At 76.9% G+C, this 17,515-nt stretch carries 17 protein-coding genes; 11 read left to right on the top strand and 6 right to left on the bottom strand.

The window, feature by feature from the left end; genetic code table 11:
• Positions 1-4 precede the first annotated feature (4 nt).
• From IE219_RS19210 to IE219_RS19200, 3 genes are all read left to right on the top strand, one after another.
• Complete coding sequence (locus IE219_RS19210; protein ID WP_189979025.1) at positions 5-160, top strand: VenA family class IV lanthipeptide; 156 nt, start codon at positions 5-7, stop codon at positions 158-160.
• 292 nt (positions 161-452) lie between these two features.
• Positions 453-1,511, top strand: a complete 1,059-nt coding sequence (locus IE219_RS19205; RefSeq protein ID WP_189979023.1) for an ATP-binding cassette domain-containing protein — start codon at positions 453-455, stop codon at positions 1,509-1,511.
• Positions 1,508-2,392 carry an ABC transporter permease gene (locus IE219_RS19200; RefSeq protein ID WP_189979014.1) on the top strand — a complete coding sequence of 295 codons (885 nt, stop codon included), beginning with the start codon at positions 1,508-1,510 and terminating at the stop codon, positions 2,390-2,392. Before IE219_RS19205 ends, IE219_RS19200 begins: the two co-directional genes overlap by 4 nt.
• A 27-nt stretch (positions 2,393-2,419) precedes the next feature.
• Here IE219_RS19200 and IE219_RS19195 read toward each other — a convergent pair whose 3' ends face one another.
• On the bottom strand, positions 2,420-3,064 hold the full coding sequence (locus IE219_RS19195; protein WP_189979012.1) for a TetR/AcrR family transcriptional regulator: 645 nt from the start codon (positions 3,062-3,064) through the stop codon (positions 2,420-2,422).
• Positions 3,065-3,210: 146 nt separating this feature from the next.
• Here IE219_RS19195 and IE219_RS19190 point away from each other — a divergent pair, with 146 nt between their 5' ends.
• From IE219_RS19190 to IE219_RS19180, 3 genes are read left to right on the top strand one after another with little or no spacing between them, the layout of a single operon-like run.
• Positions 3,211-4,596, top strand: a complete 1,386-nt coding sequence (locus IE219_RS19190) for a flavin-containing monooxygenase (protein WP_229849863.1) — start codon at positions 3,211-3,213, stop codon at positions 4,594-4,596.
• Positions 4,593-5,438, top strand: coding sequence for an SDR family NAD(P)-dependent oxidoreductase (locus tag IE219_RS19185; RefSeq protein WP_189979008.1), 846 nt, complete (start codon positions 4,593-4,595; stop codon positions 5,436-5,438). Before IE219_RS19190 ends, IE219_RS19185 begins: the two co-directional genes overlap by 4 nt.
• On the top strand, positions 5,435-7,312 hold the full coding sequence (locus IE219_RS19180) for an MFS transporter (RefSeq protein ID WP_229849862.1): 1,878 nt from the start codon (positions 5,435-5,437) through the stop codon (positions 7,310-7,312). Before IE219_RS19185 ends, IE219_RS19180 begins: the two co-directional genes overlap by 4 nt.
• Before the next feature lie 70 nt (positions 7,313-7,382).
• Here the strand turns inward: IE219_RS19180 and IE219_RS19175 are convergent, their stop codons facing one another.
• On the bottom strand, positions 7,383-8,111 hold the full coding sequence (locus IE219_RS19175; RefSeq protein WP_189979006.1) for a TioE family transcriptional regulator: 729 nt from the start codon (positions 8,109-8,111) through the stop codon (positions 7,383-7,385).
• 58 nt (positions 8,112-8,169) lie between these two features.
• On the opposite strand from IE219_RS19175, the gene IE219_RS19170 reads away from it, so the two are divergent.
• Entirely contained in the window at positions 8,170-9,387 is a 1,218-nt protein-coding gene (locus tag IE219_RS19170) for an erythromycin esterase family protein (protein WP_189979004.1), read from the top strand.
• 13 nt (positions 9,388-9,400) lie between these two features.
• Here the strand turns inward: IE219_RS19170 and IE219_RS19165 are convergent, their stop codons facing one another.
• Together IE219_RS19165 and IE219_RS19160 are read right to left on the bottom strand one after the other, a co-directional pair.
• A complete protein-coding gene (locus IE219_RS19165; protein ID WP_189979002.1) occupies positions 9,401-10,861 on the bottom strand; it encodes a chlorohydrolase family protein in 1,461 nt (486 codons plus the stop codon).
• A gap of 58 nt (positions 10,862-10,919) precedes the next feature.
• On the bottom strand, positions 10,920-11,645 hold the full coding sequence (locus IE219_RS19160) for an aspartate/glutamate racemase family protein (protein ID WP_189978994.1): 726 nt from the start codon (positions 11,643-11,645) through the stop codon (positions 10,920-10,922).
• 313 nt (positions 11,646-11,958) lie between these two features.
• Here IE219_RS19160 and IE219_RS19155 point away from each other — a divergent pair, with 313 nt between their 5' ends.
• From IE219_RS19155 to IE219_RS19145, 3 genes are all read left to right on the top strand, one after another.
• Positions 11,959-12,501, top strand: coding sequence for a GlcG/HbpS family heme-binding protein (locus IE219_RS19155; RefSeq protein WP_189978992.1), 543 nt, complete (start codon positions 11,959-11,961; stop codon positions 12,499-12,501).
• 176 nt (positions 12,502-12,677) lie between these two features.
• Entirely contained in the window at positions 12,678-13,280 is a 603-nt protein-coding gene (locus IE219_RS19150; RefSeq protein ID WP_189978990.1) for an ankyrin repeat domain-containing protein, read from the top strand.
• Positions 13,281-13,537: 257 nt separating this feature from the next.
• A complete protein-coding gene (locus IE219_RS19145) occupies positions 13,538-14,113 on the top strand; it encodes an ankyrin repeat domain-containing protein (RefSeq protein ID WP_229849872.1) in 576 nt (191 codons plus the stop codon).
• Positions 14,114-14,147: 34 nt separating this feature from the next.
• On the opposite strand, the gene thpR is transcribed toward IE219_RS19145, so the two are convergent.
• Positions 14,148-14,741: an RNA 2',3'-cyclic phosphodiesterase gene (thpR, locus tag IE219_RS19140; protein WP_189978986.1), complete on the bottom strand. Its 594-nt coding sequence runs from the start codon at positions 14,739-14,741 to the stop codon at positions 14,148-14,150.
• Between the two features lie 109 nt (positions 14,742-14,850).
• Entirely contained in the window at positions 14,851-15,906 is a 1,056-nt protein-coding gene (locus tag IE219_RS19135) for a hypothetical protein (protein WP_189978984.1), read from the bottom strand.
• Positions 15,907-16,210: 304 nt separating this feature from the next.
• Between IE219_RS19135 and IE219_RS19130 the strand changes: the two genes are divergently transcribed.
• Positions 16,211-17,212, top strand: coding sequence for an endonuclease/exonuclease/phosphatase family protein (locus IE219_RS19130; protein WP_308434030.1), 1,002 nt, complete (start codon positions 16,211-16,213; stop codon positions 17,210-17,212).
• Positions 17,213-17,515: the final 303 nt, after the last annotated feature.

Here is a 17,515-nt window from a genome sequence, read left to right as displayed (position 1 = left end):
TGTCATGGAGAACCAGGACCTCGAGCTGCTGGCCCACCTGCACGCCCTTCCGGAGACCGACCCGGTCGGCGTCGACGGAGCGCAGTTCTCCGGCACGTGCGAGTGCGTCGGCCTGCTGACGCTTCTCAACACCGTCTGTATCGGCATCAGCTGCGCGTAACACCTGCCGCGGTCTCCGGTCGGCGGCTGTCCCGGGGCAGCCACCGGCCGGAGCGAACCGGCGGACCGCCGTGTGCGGCCGCCCCGTCCGGTGCGCCGGGCGGGGCGGTCCGCGCGGCGCACCGCGCACACCCGCCCCGCCACGGGCACTCCGCCCGGGCCCACCTGTCCAGCCGCGTGGGCCCGGGCGGGCGCGACTCCCCTTCCGCACGTCCGGGAGGGGAGTCTCGTCCGTCCCGCCCCGCGCGCCCGGGCGGTCCCCGATCGCACCCCCGTAGACGAGGACCCGACCCATGCAGCTTCACGCCGGCGACGACGATCTCGCCACGACGGCACCGCCCGCCCCCGCCGCCGGGCCGGACCCGGCGGACCGGCCCCGCGCGGAGGACTGCGCCGTCTTCACCCGGGGCCTGGTGAAGACCTATCCGGGGCCGGGCGGCACCGGCACGGACGCGGTGAGCGGCCTGGACCTGGACGTGCTGCGGGGCGAGACCTTCGCCTTCCTCGGGCCCAACGGCGCCGGGAAGTCGACCACGATCTCCCTGCTGTGCGCCCTCGCCCGCCCCACCTCGGGCCGGGCCGTCGTGGCCGGTGCCGACGTGCTCGCCCGGCCCGACCTGGTGCGGCGGCGGGTCGGCATGCTCTTCCAGCACAGCGCCCTCGACCCGGACCTGACGGTCGAGCAGAACCTGCGCGTCCACGCCCGGCTGTACGGGCTGCGCCGCCGCGAGGTCCGGGAGCGGACCGCGGAGGTGCTCGCCCTGGCCGAGCTGTCGGACCGGCGGCGCTCCCCGGTGCGGACCCTGTCGGGCGGGATGCGGCGGCGCCTGGAGATCGCCCGGCAGCTGCTGCACTCCCCCAGCGTGCTCTTCCTCGACGAGCCGACCACCGGTCTCGACCCGCACGCCCGCGCCCACATCTGGGAGCACCTGCGGGTGCTGAGCGACCGGGACGGCAGCACCCTCTTCGTCACCACGCACTACCTGGACGAGGCGGAGCACTGCGACCGCATCGCGATCATCGACCACGGCCGGCTGGTGGCCCAGGGGACCCCGCACGGCCTCAAGGCGGAGATCGGGGACGACCGGGTGGTGCTGCGGACCGGGGACGACGCGCGGGCCGCCGGCATCGTGCGGAAGGCGGCGCCGCCGGGCCGGACGGTCACCGCGGACGCCGACGGGGTGTGGCTGCGGGTGCCGGACGGCAGCGGCTGGATCCCCCGGCTGTGCGCGGTGCTGGGGGAGCACGGCGTGGCCGTGCACGCGGCGTCGGCGACCCCGCCCAGCCTGGACGACGTCTTCTTCCACCACACCGGCCGCAGCATCGACGCCGCCCCGGGAGGCACCCGATGACCTCGCTCCCCCTGCGGACCCCCGAACCGGCCGCCGCCCCCGCCCCCGGGGTGCGGGACGGCGGCGGCGAGCGGCTGCCGCGCCTGCGGCACGAGCTGCGGGCGGTGCACGCGCTGGTCCACCGGGACCTGCTGCGGCTGGCCTGCCAGCGGGCGCACACGGCGCTGATGCTGCTCCAGCCCGTGCTGTACCTGTTCATCCTCGGCGGCGGGCTCGCCGCGCTGATCCCGCACTCCTCGCTGGGCGTGGGCTATCAGACGTACCTCTTCCCCGGCATGCTGATGATGACGGTGCAGGCCCCGGCGATCATGGTGGGGGTGCGGCTGATCACGGACCGGCAGAGCGGCTATCTGCGCGAGCTGCTGATGGCGCCGGTCAGCCGCACCACCCTCCTGCTGGGGAGCTGCGCCGGCGGGACCCTGGTGGCGACGGTGCAGGGGGCGGTGCTGCTGTCGCTCGCCGGGACGGTGGGCCTGCCCTACGATCCGCTGCTGCTGGCGCTGCTGCTGGTGGGGATGGTGCTGGCCTCCTTCGTCATCACCGCGCTGTCGCTGGCCCTGGCGGTGGGGCTGCGGCGGCCCGAGATGTTCCACACGCTGCTGGGGCTGGTGATGATGCCGCTGCTGTTCCTGTCGGGCGGCTTCTTCCCGCTGGACTCGCTGCCGGACTGGGCCCGCGCCCTGTCGGCGCTGAATCCGCTGGCGTACGGGGTGGACCTGCTGCGGCGTTCGATCGGGCTGCGGGTGCCGGGCGGGGAGGCGGGCGGCGGCGTGGAGTGGGCCGGTGCGCAGCCGCCGCTGCTCCTGGAGGCGGGCGTCCTGGTGGCCTGCGGCGCGCTGGCGCTGGTGTGGGCGGCCCGGCGCTTCGGCCGCCCGGAGTAGGGGCGCGGCCGGCGGTCCCCGGGGCGCTCAGGGGGCCGGCCGGTCCAGGACTCCCGTCACCACGGCGTACAGGTGGCGGCGGAAGCGGTCGAGGACGGGCAGGTCGCGGGTGCCGAGCCGGCGTCCGGCGGCGTCGATGACGCCGGCCTGGGCGAAGGAGTGGGCGGTCCACACGATGGTGAAGACGAGCATCTCGATGTCGGCGCCGGCGCCGAGGCCGGCGCGGTCGAGGACCGCGCGGACCGAGGCGGCGACCTCGGCGACGAGGGGGCCCGCGAAGTCGGTCTCGATCTCGGCCAGTTCGGTGCCCTCGGCGAGCCAGCGGCGCATCCACAGGGCGGGGACCTCGGGGTGGGCGAGGCAGAAGGACAGGTAGGCGTCGACGAAGCCGAGGAGGGCGGCGCGGGTCTCCGCCGGGGCGGGGTCGCAGGCGGCCAGGTCGGCGAGGGCGGCGGTGACGGCCTCGCGCTGGGCGCGGTGGGCGCGGCGCATGACGGCGCGGTAGAGCTCGGGTTTGGCGCCGACGTGGTAGGCGACGGTCGCGATGTTGAGTCCGACGGCTTCGCCGATCGCGCGGGTGCTGGTGGCGTCGTACCCCCGCTCGGCGAACAGCCGGGTGGCGGCCGCCAGGATGCGTTCGCGGCTGGGACCGTCGTCGGTCTGGCTGCTCATGCGGCTGAGGCTACCGGACGCACCCGTCTCGTTCCAATCAGTTGCTGGAGAGGATATCCGCAGGTCAGAAACGATTGCACGACTCTCCATCATTCGATTGAATGAGCGCCTTCGGACGAGCGGTCCGAAGGAAGGGAGGGACCCGCGTGGGTACGACGAGGGTGGCGGTGATCGGTGCCGGGGCGGCGGGGCTCGCCGCGGCCAAGGCACTGCTCGACGAGGGCCTGGACGTCACCGTCCTGGAGCGGGGCACCCGGCCCGGCGGCCTGTGGGCCGGGGACGGGGCCGGCGGGGAGTCGCCCGCCTACGGCAGCCTGCACCTCAACACCAGCAAGGGGCGGACCCAGTTCGCCGACTTCCCGATGCCGGAGCGGTGGCCCGACTTCCCGTCGGCCGCGCTGGTCGCCGGCTACCTCGCCGAGTACGCGGAGGCGTTCGGGATCTCCGAGCGGGTGCGGTACGGCCGCGAGGTCACCGCCGTGCGCCGCGGCGGCGCGGGCTGGGAGGTGGTGTCGAAGGCCGCCGGGGAGGACGCGGAGCGCACCGGGGCGTACGACGCCGTGGTCGTCGCCAACGGCCACAACCGCGACCCGAAGTGGCCCTCCCCCGCCTACCCCGGCTCCTTCGACGGCCTCCAGATGCACGCCCACGACCACTCCGGCCCCGAGGTCTTCGCCGGGCGGCGGGTCCTCGTCGTCGGAATGGGCAACTCCGCCATGGACATCGCGGTCGACGCCTCGTACGTCTCCCGGGGGCCCGTGCTGCTGTCGGCCCGGCACGGCACGCACATCGTGCCGAAGTACCTCTTCGGCCGCCCGGCCGACGCGACCGGCGGGGCCCTCGCGGTGCTGCCGTGGCGGCTGCGCCAGACGGTGGCGCAGACCGTGCTGCGGCTCGCGGTGGGCACCCCGGAGCGGTACGGGCTGCCGCGCCCGGCCGGCGGCCTCTTCCAGAACCATCCGACGATCAGCGACACCGTCCTGCACCGGCTCACCCACGGCGAGGTCGTCGCCCGCCCCGGCGTCGAGCGGCTCGACGGCGGCCGGGTGGTCTTCGCCGGCGGGACCGTCGAGGACGTCGACGTGATCGTGTGGGCGACCGGCTACCGGGTCTCCGTCCCCTTCCTCGGCTCCGAGTGGACCGGCGGCGACCCCGAGGCGATGCCGCTCTACCAGCGGGTCTTCCACCTCGACGACCCGACGCTGTCCTTCGTCGGCCTGATGCAGTCCACCGGCGCGGCGCTGCCGGTGGTGGAGGCGCAGGGCCGGCTGGTCGCCGCCCACCTCGGCGGCCGGTACGCGCTGCCCTCCGGCGCCGACCAGCGGGCGTCCGTCGCCCGCGCCCACGCCGCCGCCGTGCGCCGGTGGGGCGACAAGCGGCCGATGATGCGCGTCGACTTCGACCGGTACGTCGCCGCGCTCCCCCGCGAGATCCGGGCGGGCGTCCGCCGGGCCGCGCGCGGCGCCGCCGTGCACGCCCCCGGCCGGTCCCCGCGGGCCACCCCGAACCCGAAGGCGCAGGCATCCGCATGACGTTCCCCTTCTCCGCCCGGCTGCTCGACCCGCGCGGCCGACGCGTCCTGATCACCGGCGCCTCCGGCACCATCGGCCGGGCGCTGGGCGAGCGGCTGACGCGGGCCGGCGCGCACGTGGTCGGCCTCGACCTGCGGCCCACCGGTGACGAGCCGTTCACCGTGCTGGCCTGCGACGTCACCGACGACGACTCGGTGGCGTCCGGCACCGCCGCCGCGCTCGCGCTCCTCGGCGGCCTCGACGTCCTGGTGAACAACGCCGGGACCGGCGGCCCCGCGCCCGCCGAGTACGCCCCCGGCGCCGAGGTCCGCCGCCAGTTGGAGATCAACCTGCTGGGCACCTGGCGGGTGACGGCCGCCTGCGTGGAGGCACTGGTCGCCGCGCGCGGGCGGGTGGTGATGGTGGCGTCCCGGATGGCGGTGATGCAGCTGCCGCTGGCCGCCGCGTACGGCGCGTCGAAGCGGGCGATGGTGGCGTACGCCGACGCGCTGCGCCTGGAGCTGGGCACCCACGTGGCGGTGAGCTGCGTCTACCCGTCCGCCGTGCGCAGTCCGATCCACGACTCGACGAAGGCGGCGGGCCTGTCCCTGGAGGGGATGAGCGTGTACGAGCCGCTGGAGGGCGTGGTCGACGCGCTCGCCGGGGCGGCGCTGGCGGTCCGGCCGCGGCGGGACGTGCCGACGACCCGCAAGGGCGCGGTGGAGTTCTTCCTGGCCCGGCACCTGCCGGGGTTCACCGACCGGATCGTGGCCCGGACCCTGGCGGCGCGGGCGGCGGCCGGTGCCTTCGACGGCGCGGCGCTCGCCGCCGGCGTGGTGGCGCGGAACGGCGGGCGGCCGTGACGGCCCCCGCGCCGGACCGGCCCGCGGCCCCGGCGGACGGGGCGCGGGCGGGGCGCGGGACGCTCGCGCTGTACGCCTCCGGCTCGGTGGGCATGGGCGTGTGGGTGACGGTGCCCGGCCTGCTGCTGCTCTACTTCCTCACCGACGTGCTCGGGGTCCCCGCCTTCCTGGCAGGTCTGACGCTGCTGCTGCCGAAGGCGATCGACGTCGTCGTGCATCCGCTGCTGGGCTCGCGGTCGGACCGGGAGGCCCGCCGGTCGGGCCACCGCCGCCGGATGATGCGGGCCGGGGTGCTGCTGGGGGCGGCGATGGCGGCGGTGTTCGCCGTGCCGCCGTCGCTGACCGGCGCGCCGGCCGCGCTGTGGGTGGGCGGCTGGTTCGTGGTGGGCAATCTGCTGTTCGCCTGCTTCCAGGTGCCGTACCTGACGACCCCGTCGGACCTGCGGGTCGGCTACCACGAGCGGACCCGGGTCTTCATGTTCCGGATGGTGCTGCTGACGGTGGGGCTGCTGGGCGCGGGGATCGCCGCGCCGGCGCTGTCCTCGGGCGGCGGCCGGGGCGACTACGCGCGGATGGCGCTGGTCCTGGCCGTGGTGATGGCGGTCTCGGCGGTGGTGGCGCTGCGGGGCGTGCGGCGGCTGACGGAGGAGTGCGGTTTCCGCGCGCCCGACGCGCGGGCCGGGCACTCGACCCCGGCGGACCTGCGGGTGGCGTGGCGGGACCGGGACTACCGGGCGCTGGTGCTGTCGTACCTGTTCACCGGCACGACGACGCACCTGTTCCTGGCGGCGCTGCCGTACGTGACCGCGTACCTCTTCGACGACACCCGGCTGACGGCGCTGTTCATGGGCCTGTTCCTGGGTCCGGCGCTGTTCGCGGGCCCGCTGTGGACGGCCTGGTCGCGGCGGATCGGGAAGCAGCGCGGGCTGCTGCTGTCGCAGGCGGTGTTCGCGGCGGGGTCGCTGGCGCTGCTGCCGGGCGCCTCGCTGGACGGGACGCCGGGGGTGGCCGTGACGGCGGCGGTGGTGATGGTGATGGGCGTGGCCTTCGCGGGGCTCCAGCTGTTCGCGTTCTCGATGGTGCCGGACGCGGTGGCGGCGGCGGAGGCGGCGGGTTCGTCGAAGGCGGGGGCGTACACCGGGGTGTGGACCGCGGCGGAGGCGACGGGCACGGCGGTCGGCCCGTACGTGTACGCGGCGGTGCTGGCGCTGGGCGGGTTCGCGCAGGCGTCGACCGGGATGGGGTTCTCCCTGGTGGCGGCGCCGGCGCTGATCGTGGTGCTGGGGCCGGGGCGGGGCGTGCCGGCGGTGCTGCTGCTGGCGGTGCTCGCCTCGCTGCTGCCGCTCTCCCGGGACTGGCGGCACGCGCGGCCCCGGGACGCCGGGCGGCTGCTGCTGCCGGCCCTGCTGGGCGCCCCCGTGGCGGCCTGGCTGCTGGCGTCGGTGGACGCCCGGCCGGCGGCGGTCGCCGCCGGGTGCGGGGTGCTCGCCGGGGTGGTGCTGCTGGCCCGGGGGGCGGGTTCGTCGTTCCTGCGGCGGCCCCGGGGGGCCTGGCTGGCGGGCCTGGGCAGTGCCGGGCTGAACGTCATCGGCGGGGTCGGGGGGCCGCCGATCGGCCTGTACGCGGCGAACGCCGGGTGGCCCGCGCGGGAGACCCGGGCCACGCTGCACGCCTTCTTCCTGGTGCAGAACGTGGCGACGATCGCGCTCCTGGGGTTCGTGCCGCCGCCGTGGCCGTCGGTGGCCGCGCTGGTCGCCGGGGCGGCCGGGGGCATGGCGCTGGCGCCCCGGCTCTCCCCCGCCGCCACCCGCACCGGCGTCCTCGCCGTCTCCTCGGCGGGCGCCCTGGTGCTGATCGGCACGGCGGTGCTCTGAGCGGTTCCCTCCCCCGGCCCGCTCCGCGCGGGGCCGGTTCCGCGCGGGGTTCTGTACCGAACGGGTCCGGTCAGGGGCGGGCGCGGAGGTAGGCGTCGAGGGCGGCGGCGCCGGCGAGCATCGCCCGGCCCCGGGCGGCGAGCCGGGCGTGCCAGTCGCGCAGGGCGGCCTCCAGGGGCGCGGTGCCGCCGGCCGCGCGGACCTGTTCGACGAGCGGGGCGATCTGCTCCAGGAGGTGGCCGCCCCGCCGGAGCTGGTGGGTGAGCCGGGCGTCGCGGACGGCCTCGGCGTCGTAGACGCGGTAGCCGGTGGCCGGGTCGCGGCGGGGCCGGACCAGACCGGCCCGCTCCCAGGTGCGCAGGGTGGCGGGGCGCAGGCCGAGGGAGTGCGCGAGGGGGCCGATGAGGAGGGGCCCGCCGAGCGTGTCGGGGGTGTCCGCCGGGAGCGGGCCGAGGTCGCGCAGGGCCCGTTCGACGGCGTCGAGGGTGCGGCGGTCCTCCAGGAGCTGGACGTGGCTCCCGTCGATGAGCCGGAACGCCTCCTCGGGGACGTCCTCGTTCACCGCCCGCAGGACCGCCGTCGCGGTGCGGTGGCCGTGCGCCGGGACGAGGGCGAGGAAGGCGCGCAGGGCGGTGGCGTGCAGCGGGGTGTAGGCGCGGTAGCCGTGGGGGCTGCGGGCGGCGGGCGGGAGGACGCCCGCCTCCTCGTAGTTGCGGACCGCCTGGGTGGACAGCCCGTGCTCGCGCGCCAGGTCGACGGGCCGCAGCCGTCTCTCCTCTGTTTGAAGCTTCTTTCCCAATTCCCCGGCCTTCGTCCGCGAAAGTCTCCACCGAAGCTTCAACGATAGCGTGGAAGGCATGACCACTGACATCGGGAAAGCCGTCCGTCCCGTCGACGCCGGGGCCCTGGTGGGGCTCCTGCCGCGCCTGCCCCGGGTGCTGGCCCTGGGCGAGCCGACGCACGGCGAGGAGCATCTGCTGGAGCTGCGCAACGGACTCTTCCGGCACCTCGTCGAGGAGTACGGCTACCGGACGATCGCCCTGGAGACCGACTGCCTGGCCGGGCTGGCCGTGGACGCCCACGTGACCGACGGCACCGGCGTCCTCGACGAGGTGGTGGAGCGCGGTCTCAGCCACGGCTGGGGCGCCTCGGCCGCCAACCGGGAGCTGGTGCGCTGGATGCGGGCGCACAACGAGGGCCGGCCCGCCGCCGAGCGGGTCCGGTTCGCCGGTTTCGACGGGCCGCTGGAGATCACCGCCGCCCAGAGCCCGCGCGCGGCGCTCACCGCGCTGCACGGCCTGCTCGCGGACCGGATCGGCACCGGTCCGCTGCCCCGCACGGCGGCGGAGCTCGACCGGCTGCTCGGCGACGACGGCCGGTGGACGGAGCCGGCCGCGATGCGGGACCCGTCCCGGTCCGCGGGCCGCTCCCCGGAGGCCGTCGGGCTGCGGGTGGTCGCCGACGAGCTGTCCGAGCTCGTCGAGGAGCGGGCCCCGCTGCTGGCGGCCGGGGGCGGGCCCGGGGAGCTGGAGCGGGCCCGGTTGTACGCGCGCACGGCGCTCGGGCTGCTGCGCTACCACCACGCGATGGCCGACGGCTCGCCCGCCCGGATGGAGCGGATCATCGCCGTGCGGGCCCGGATGATGGCCGCCAACCTGACGGCGGCGGCCGAGCGGGGGCCGGTGCTGGCGTACGCCCACAACGCGCACCTCCAGCGGGGTCCGAGCGGGATGGTGATGGGCGGGGCGCCGCTGGCGTGGTGGAGCGCCGGGGCGCTGGTGGACGGCGTGCTCGGGGAGGAGTACGCGTGCGTGGCGACCGCGCTCGGCACGCTGCCGCACCAGGGCGTGGACGCCCCGCCGCCGGACACCCTCGAAGGGGTCCTGTACGCCCTGCCGGACGCCGCCGGGCTCGTGGACGCGCGCGCCCTGGCGGCCGTCCTGGGCGATCCGCCGCCCGCGCCCCGGACGTCCCCGTGGTTCGGCTACGCCCCGCTGGACCCGGCCCGGCTGGACGCGTGCGAGGCCGTGCTGTTCGTCCGGGACTGCCTGCGGACCCCGCCCGCCGGAGCGTGACGGGCGGCGGGGGTCAGGGGGCGGCGGGGAAGGAGGGCGGGAAGAGCTCCGAGGTGGGGCGGCGCAGGTGGTCGCGCCCGCTGTAGGCGGCCTTCATGCGGTCGAAGAGGGCCTGGGCGCGGTCGCTCCGGGCCCTTTCGTCGAGGCCGGGGAGGATGCCGGAGCGCAGGACGGTGCGGCCGTTGATCACGACGGTGTCGACGTCGGCGCCCGAGGTGTTCATCAGGAGGGTGCGGATCGGGTCGTCGACGGGGCCGGTGCGGGGGGCGTCGAGGCGGACGACGACGAGGTCGGCGAGGGCGCCGGGGGCGAGCCGGCCGAGGTCGTCGCGGCCCAGGGCGCGGGCGCCGCCGAGGGTGGCGGCGCGGTAGTAGTCGGCGGCGGAGCCCGCGTCGGGGCGGCGGGTGGTCAGCTTGGACAGGTTGGTGCCGTAGTCCATGTTCCGGATCATGTCCGGCGGGAAGGAGTCGGTGCCCATCGCCATGGTCACGCCGGCCGCGCGGTAGCGGTCGAAGTCCTCCAGCGCGGCGCCGTAGCGGACCATGGTGTGGGGGCAGTGCACGATCCCGGCGAGGGTGGCGAGGGCGTCGAGTTCGCCCGCGTACGGGGTGTCGACCTCGCTGTGGCCGCCGATGTAGATGCCGTGCGGGACGAGGAGGCGGGGGCCGAGCAGGCCGGTCTCGGCGAGCAGGGCGAGGGGGGTGGTGCCGCGCGCGGCGAGGCGGCGCAGTTCGCCGGTGCCCTGGAGGCAGTGGAGCCGTACCAGGCAGTCGAGTTCCCCGGCGGCGCGGGCGGTGGCCCGCATCAGCTCGGGGGTGAGGGTCTCGATGCGGCAGGGCAGCAGGGCGCCGCGGACCAGGCCGTCGTGGGCGCCGTCGAAGTCCCGTACGAAGCGGATCGCGTCGGCGAGGCCCTCCTCGCCCTTCTCGGGCCGGTGGTGGAGGGCGGGGGTGCCGTCGGCGGTGACGACGGGGACGGCGGAGCGGTAGCTGGGGCCGAGGTAGACGCGCAGGCCGAGGCGGGCGGCGGCGTCGGCGGCGCGGGCCATGTCGTCGTACGTCTCCGCCCAGTCGGAGTGGGTCTCGGCGGCGATGGGCATGGCGGTGGTGATGCCGTTGCGGATCAGCTGGCCCAGCGCGTAGGAGCGGACGAACTCCCGCTCCTCGGCGTCGAAGACGGCCCGCGGGCCGCGGAGCGCGTACTCCTCGGACCATTGCAGGCCCCGGTCGTCGGCGTGCCAGGTGTCGAGGAGGGCGTGGTCGATGTCGGCGAGGGCGTCCAGGTCGATGAAGCCGGGGCCGACGAGCGCCCGCCCCGCGTCGACGACCCGGTCGCAGGCGGCGGGGTCGTAGCCGTGGCCGACGTGGACGATCCGGGTGTCCTCGTAGACGACCTGGCCGTCCCGGATCAGGACGTGGTCGTCGGCCCGGGGGTCGTAGCCGACCACATGGCTCGCGGTGATCAGGGTGCGCATGCGGAACTCCCGTGGGGGTGGCGGTGGAGGGGCGGGGCCGGGGGTGGTGGCCCGGGGATCAGCGGTCCCGGTGCGGGGTGGTGCGGCGGGGGCCGTCCGGCGTCCGGTGGACGGGGCGGCCGAGGAGGCGGGCGGCTTCGCGGCAGGCGGCGGGGACGGGGCCGACGACGGGGACGGCGAAGCGGTCGCGGAGCGCCTCGGCGGCGGCGCCGAGCGGGCCGCCGCCGATGACGACGGCCTCGGCGCCGTCCTCCTCGACGCAGGCCCGGACGGCTTCGGCGAGCCGTTCCGTCAGCTCCCCGGGGGCGGCGGTCAGCCGCCGGGGGTCGCCGGGGGTGACGCGGACGCCGGTGTGCTGCGCGGCCCAGCCGAGCCGGGCGGCGCGGGCGGTGATCGCGGCGGCGAGGCCGGGGGTGGTGGTGGCGGTGCCGAACCTGCGGCCGCCCGCCCCGGCCTCGCGCAGCGCGGCCTCGGCGAGGCCGATGACGGGGAGGCCGGTACGGGCCCGGAGCTCCTCGACGCCGGGGTCGCCGAAGGCGCCGACGACGAGGGCGCCGACGCGGTCGCCGCCGGGTCCGGCGAGGAGCCGGCCGGCCGCGTCGAGGACGGGGCGGACCGAGGCCCGCAGCGCCTCCTCGTCGGTGAGCATCGGCGGCCCCTCGGCGACGGTGACGCCGAGGACCTCGTGGCCGTCCTCCGGCCGCAGGACGCGGCGGGCGAGGGCGGTCATCAGGGCGGTGGTGGCCTCGGAGGTGTTGGGGTTGATCACCGCGACGGCACGCACGCTCCGGTCTCCCTTCCCGGGGGTGGCGGGTCCGGCGGCGGCCGGACCGGCGCTCCGGGCGCACCGGAGCGGGTTCACCATACGAAAGGCTTCTTCCGGCCCCCGGAAGGGGGTGGGGCGCGGCGGCGGGGCCCCGGACCCGGCGGGCGTATCCACCGATCGGTTGACCCCGGGGTCGGCCGTCCGCGCGCGTCCGGTAGCCGCCGGGCCGACCGGGCGGCCCCGGAGCCGGGCCCAGGATGGAGGCAGAACGAAGGAACCGCCCCCCTCCGCCGGACCGAACGGGTCCGCCTCGATCCCCCCGGGAGTCGTCATGAAGAAGAAGCTCGTCCTCGGTGCCACCGTCGCGGCCGTCCTGACCGCCGGCACCTTCGGCGCCGTCTCCGCCTCCGCCTCCGCCCCGGCCGCCGCTCCGGCCGCCGCGGTGAAGGCCGACGCGAAGAACAAGAACACCTTCGACTCCACCCACCTGACGATCGAGGCGGCGACGAAGGCCGCTCAGGCGACCCTGGACGCGGCGAAGAAGGAGAACCAGCGCGTCTCCGTGGCCGTCGTGGACCGCAACGGCAACACCATCCTCACGATGCGCGGCGACGGCGCGGGCCCGCAGTCCTACGAGGCCGCCGAGAAGAAGGCGTTCACCGCCGTCTCCTGGAACGCCCCCACCTCCGAGCTGGCCAAGCGCCTGACCAACGCCCCCACCCTCAAGGACATCCCCGGCACCCTCTTCCTCGGCGGCGGCGCCCCCGTCACCGCCAAGGGCGCCCCGATCGCGGGCATCGGCGTCGCGGGCGCCCCCTCCGGCGACCTCGACGAGAAGTTCGCCCAGGCCGGCGTCGCCTCCCTCGCCAAGTAACACCGGCGAGCGGCACCCCGATGACCCCGCCGCGTCCGGCGCCCCGTGCCGCACGGCCCCCGCTCCTCGACCCCGCCCGGCTCCGCGCCGGTGTCCGGGCCGGGGTCGCGGTGGCCGTGCGCACCGGTCTCCGGTCCGCCCTGCACCGCACACCCTTCCTCCCGAGGAGGCCCCCCATGTCCCCCGCCGACCAGACCCTTCTCCACGCCGTGCGCGCCGACGACGCCGACGGGGTGCGCGCGGCGCTCGCCGACGGCGCCCGGACCGAGGCCCGCGACCGGCACGAGCGCACCCCCCTGCTGGTGGCCGCCCTGGAGGACCGCGTGGCCGCCGCCCGGGCCCTCGTCGCCGCGGGCGCCGACGTCAACGCGCGGGACGACCGCGAGGACACCCCCTGGCTGGCCACCGGAGTGACCGGCAGCGTCGCCATGATGCGCGTCCTGCTCGCCGCCGACCCCGGCCCCGACCTGACGCTCACCAACCGCTTCGGCGGCACCAGTCTCATCCCCGCCGCCGAGCGCGGCCACGTCGACTACGTGCGGGAGGTGCTCCGCGCGACCGACGTGGACGTCGACCACGTCAACCGGCTGGGCTGGACCGCCCTCCTGGAGGCCGTCGTCCTCGGCGACGGCGGCCCCGCCCACCAGGAGATCGTAAAACTCCTGATCAGCGCCGGTGCGGCCCCGCACCTGCCCGACCACGACGGCGTCACCCCGCTGCGGCACGCCGAGCGCCGCGGCTTCGAGGAGATCGCCGGGCTGCTGCGCGCCGTCCGCTGACCCGCCGGCCCTTTCCGTCGCCCCCGTACGGCCGCCGGCTCCGTTCCCTCCCCGCCGAAAGAGGAACCCCCATGGTCCCGTCCCGCCGCTCCGTCCTCCTGCTCGCCGCGACCGCCGGGCTCGCCGTCCTCGCGACCGCCTGCGGCGCGTCCGCCGGCCCCGCCCCCGCCGCGACGGGCACCCCCCGGGCCACCGGCGGGGCGTCCGCCACGACCGCGCCCGCCCGACCCGGCACCGACCCGGCGGCGAGCCGGGACCTGCTGGCGGCGGCCCGGTCCGGGGACGCGGCGGCGGTCCGGGACGCCGTGCGGCGCGGCGCCGACCTGGAGACCCGTGACGAGCAGCGCCGCACCCCCCTGCTCCTCGCCGCCACCGGCGACCACGTCGAGGCCGCCGAGGCGCTGGTGGCGGCCGGGGCGGACCCGGACGCGCTGGACCAGCGGCACGACACGCCCTGGCTGGTGACCGGGGTGACGGGCAGCGCTGCCATGGCCCGCGTCCTGGCGAAGGCCGGCCCCGACTACACGATCGTCAACCGGTACGGCGGCACCAGTCTCATCCCGGCCGGCGAGCACGGCCACGCCGACTACGTCCGGGAGGTCACCACCAACCCGGCCGTCCGCGTCGACGTGGACCACGTCAACGACCTCGGCTGGACCGCCCTCCTGGAGGCCGTCGTCCTCGGCGACGGCGGCCCGGAGCACCAGGAGACGGTACGGCTGCTGCTGGCGGCGGGCGCCGACCGGTCGATCGCGGACACGTCCGGCACGACCCCGCTGGAGCACGCCGTGGAGAAGGGCCAGACCGAGGTCGCCCGGCTGCTGCGCGGCTGACCGCCGCGGGCCGGCCGGAGTTCCCGGACAGGGACTAGGCGTCGGTGCGGGTGCCGGTGAAGGGCCAGGAGGCGAGGTCGCGGTAGCGGACGGGGGCGGGGCCGCGGGCGTCGCCGCTGCCGACGAGGTGGAGGCGGGCGGCGGGCCAGGTGCGGCCGGTGAAGCCGGCGAGGGCGCGGGCGGCGTCGGGCACGCTCGTGAGGTCGCCGCGCCGGGCGCGGGCCAGGGTGAGGTGGGGGCGCAGCGGCCGACCCTCGTACGGGACTCCGGTCTCCTTGACCAGGGCGCGCACCTCGTCGGCGAGGCGGTGGAGGCCGGGGAGGTCCCCGGCGACGCCGCTCCACAGGACGCGGTCGTCGAAGGTGCCGCCGCCCCGGAGGGAGAGCGCGAGCGGGGGCCGGGCGGCGGCCAGCGCGGCGAGGGGCGCGTGGAGGCCGGGCACGGTGGCGGTGGGGAGTTCGCCGAGGAAGGCGAGGGTGACGTGCCAGTCCTCGACGCGGTTGCGGCGCAGGTCGGGGTGGGCCGCGTAGGCGGGGGCGAGGGCCCGCGCGAGTTCGTCCTTGGCGTCGTCGGGCGGGGCGAGGGCGATGAAGACGCGGATGGTCGCGGGCGGGGGCGTGTCGTTCACAGATGCTTTCGTACCGTGCCGGGGACCGGGCCGTGCGGGCGGGTCCCCGGCACGGGGGCGGGTACGGGGGCGGGCGCCGCCCCCGTACCGGCGGACCGGTCCGGACGGTTCACCAGTCGCCGTCGGCGATCGGCGCTCCCGGCGGGGGCGACGGCGGGCCGAGGTGCTTGGTCTGGTGCGGGGCGGGCGGGGTCCAGGGGTCGAGGTCGTCGCCGAGCCACTCCCCGACGGGCTTGACGCCGGCGAGGGTGTCGGAGGGGGCGAGGTCGGTGCCGTCCGGGTCGTCGTAGTCGTACCAGGGCAGGCCCGCGCGGGTGTAGGCGGCGCGGTCGGCCGGGGACGGCGGGGGTTCCTCGCCGGTGATGCGGCGCCATTCGGGCGGGGTGACCAGGTGGACGAAGACGCGCGCCTCGGGCGTCGCGGACCAGTCTCCGGCGGGCCGGTCGTCCCGGTAGACCTCCTGGCGCATGGTGCCGCCGGCCCCGACGCCCATCGCGGCGCCCGCCGCGGGGGGCCCTCCGGCGGGGGCGGCCATCGCCATCGGGGCGCCGTACCCCATGGGGGCCGGGGCGAAGGGCGGCGGGTTCGTGGTGAGGAAGCGGGCCCGCTCCTCGGCGAGCCGCCGCTGTTCCTCGCGCCAGGCGGCGCGCGGCCCGGGGGCGAGGGGGAACGCCTGGAGCTGGAGGCCGCCGACGGTCTCCTCGCCGGTGACCTGGCCCTCGACGGTGGCGCCCATGCCGAGCGGGACGGCGACGAACTGGCGGACGGTGCCCTCGCCGGAGTTGATGCCGTCGAGCCAGGGCTGGCGGGGCAGCACCACGTAGTTCTGCGGGCGGCGGTCGAGGCGGCCGGTCCACTTCTTCCCGGAGATCGCGCAGACCTTGCCGACGCCGACCTGGAGCGCGGTGGGTTCGGCGCTGCCGCCGAAGCTCAGCCACATGGCCTCGCGGAGGTAGACCGGCATCATCACGCCGCCCTTGGCCCGCCACCGCTCGGGCACGGTGTCGGCGTGGTCCTCGACGCGGCGGAGCGGGAAGGTGCCGAGTCCCGGGGGCAGTCCGTGGGTGCCCTTCTCGGGCAGCCGGAGGGTGCGCATGAACCGCACCCGCACCCCGTCGCCCAGCAGCAGGGTGTCCCCTTCGATCCTCGCCTCGTTGACCGCCACCGCGTCTCCTCCCGTTCCGGCTTCTCCGTCCCCCGTTACACGATCGGCCGGGGTGTCCGGTTCCCGTCCCCCGGACCCCGCGGCCGTACGGGTCAGGCGTACGGGTCGAAGTCGACGCACGGGGGCCGGTGGAGGCCGGGCTACGGCGGACGGCGGCCGGTGGAGGCCGGGCCGCGACGGGCCCGCGACAGGCGGGCGGACGGCGGCGGGAATCGCTCGGCTGAAACGGTTCGGCAACCGCCGGGGGCTTCTGGACGTCCTCCCAGCGGAGGACGGGGACGGACCGGAGAGGGGACACGAGGGCGTGGCGCGGCGCGAGCGGAGGCCGGACGGCGGCGGGTGGCGGGCCTGGCGGCGGCGGCCGGGAGCGGGACCGAGGGGGCGGCTGATCGCCCTCCTCGCGGTGCTGACGGCCGCGGTGACGGCCCTGCACCGGTTCGTGCCGAACGCCGGGCCGCGCCTGGGCAGCCTCGTCGAGAACTTCCTGCCCTGGACCGGGGCGCTCGTCCTGGTCCTGGCCCTGTGCGCGCTGGCCCGCCGGGCCCGGGTCGCGCTGGTCGTCCTGCTGCTGCCCGCGGTGGTCTGGGCGGTCCTCTTCGGGCCGCTGCTGCTGCCCGACCCCCCGGTGGAGAAGCGCACGCTGCGCGTCGCGCAGCACAACGTGGCCGACGACAACCCCGACCCGGCCGGCACCGCCCGGACGCTGCTGGCCGCCGACGCCGACCTGATCGCCCTGGAGGAGCTGGTCGAACCGGCGCTCGGCGTCTACCGGAAGGAGCTGGCGGCCCGCTATCCGTACCGGGCCGTGCACGGCACGGTCGGCCTCTGGTCCCGCTACCCGATCACCGCGCACCGGTCGCTGGACATCCGGCCCCGGGGCGTCGACGCCTCCTGGCAGCGGGCGCTGCGGGCCGTGGTGCGCACCCCCGAGGGGGAGACCGCGGTGTACGTGGCCCACCTGCCGTCCGTACGGATCGGGGCCGGCGGGCTGGCCTCGGCACGGCGCGACGAGAGCGCGGCCCGGCTGGGCGCGCTCCTCTCCGCCGAGGAGCTGCGGCGGGTCGTGGTGGCCGGCGACCTCAACGCGACGGTGGACGACCGGGGGATCGCGCCGCTCACCTCCCGGCTGGCCGTGCCGGACCGGGGCTTCGCGCTCAGCTTCCCGGAGCCGTTCCCGGTGGCGCGGATCGACCAGGTCCTCGCGGGCGGCGGCAGCGTCCCCCGCGTCAGCACCCTCCCCTCCACCGGCAGCGACCACCGGCCGCTGCTGGCCCTGATCACCTGGGACGCGCCCGACCGGCGGTAACCCCGGCGCCCCGTGCCGCGAAGGCCGGTGACGGGGGATCGGAAAGGCGCCATTGTTACCCGCCGGACATGCCCGGCAGGTCCGTACCGGCGAGGTCGACGCGCGTAGCGCGGGTGCGTCCGGATGCCGGAAACCTTGGGCCATGGCCTCACTCTTCGAGACGGCGAGGAGCTTCCGCTTCCGTTCACCAGCACAAGCGGAGACGGACCGTCAACCACCTTCCGGAGCTTGGCCGGAAGCGCACTCCCCCTGGTCCGCGCCCCGCGCGCCCCCTGTACCTTCCAGCTGACCCCGCCGCCGACC

It is taken from the genome of Streptomyces termitum (genome assembly GCF_014650175.1).
Lineage (GTDB): Bacteria > Actinomycetota > Actinomycetes > Streptomycetales > Streptomycetaceae > Streptomyces > Streptomyces termitum.
Note: the sequence above shows the minus strand (reverse complement) of the source record. Positions and strands in the feature narration are given on the sequence as shown.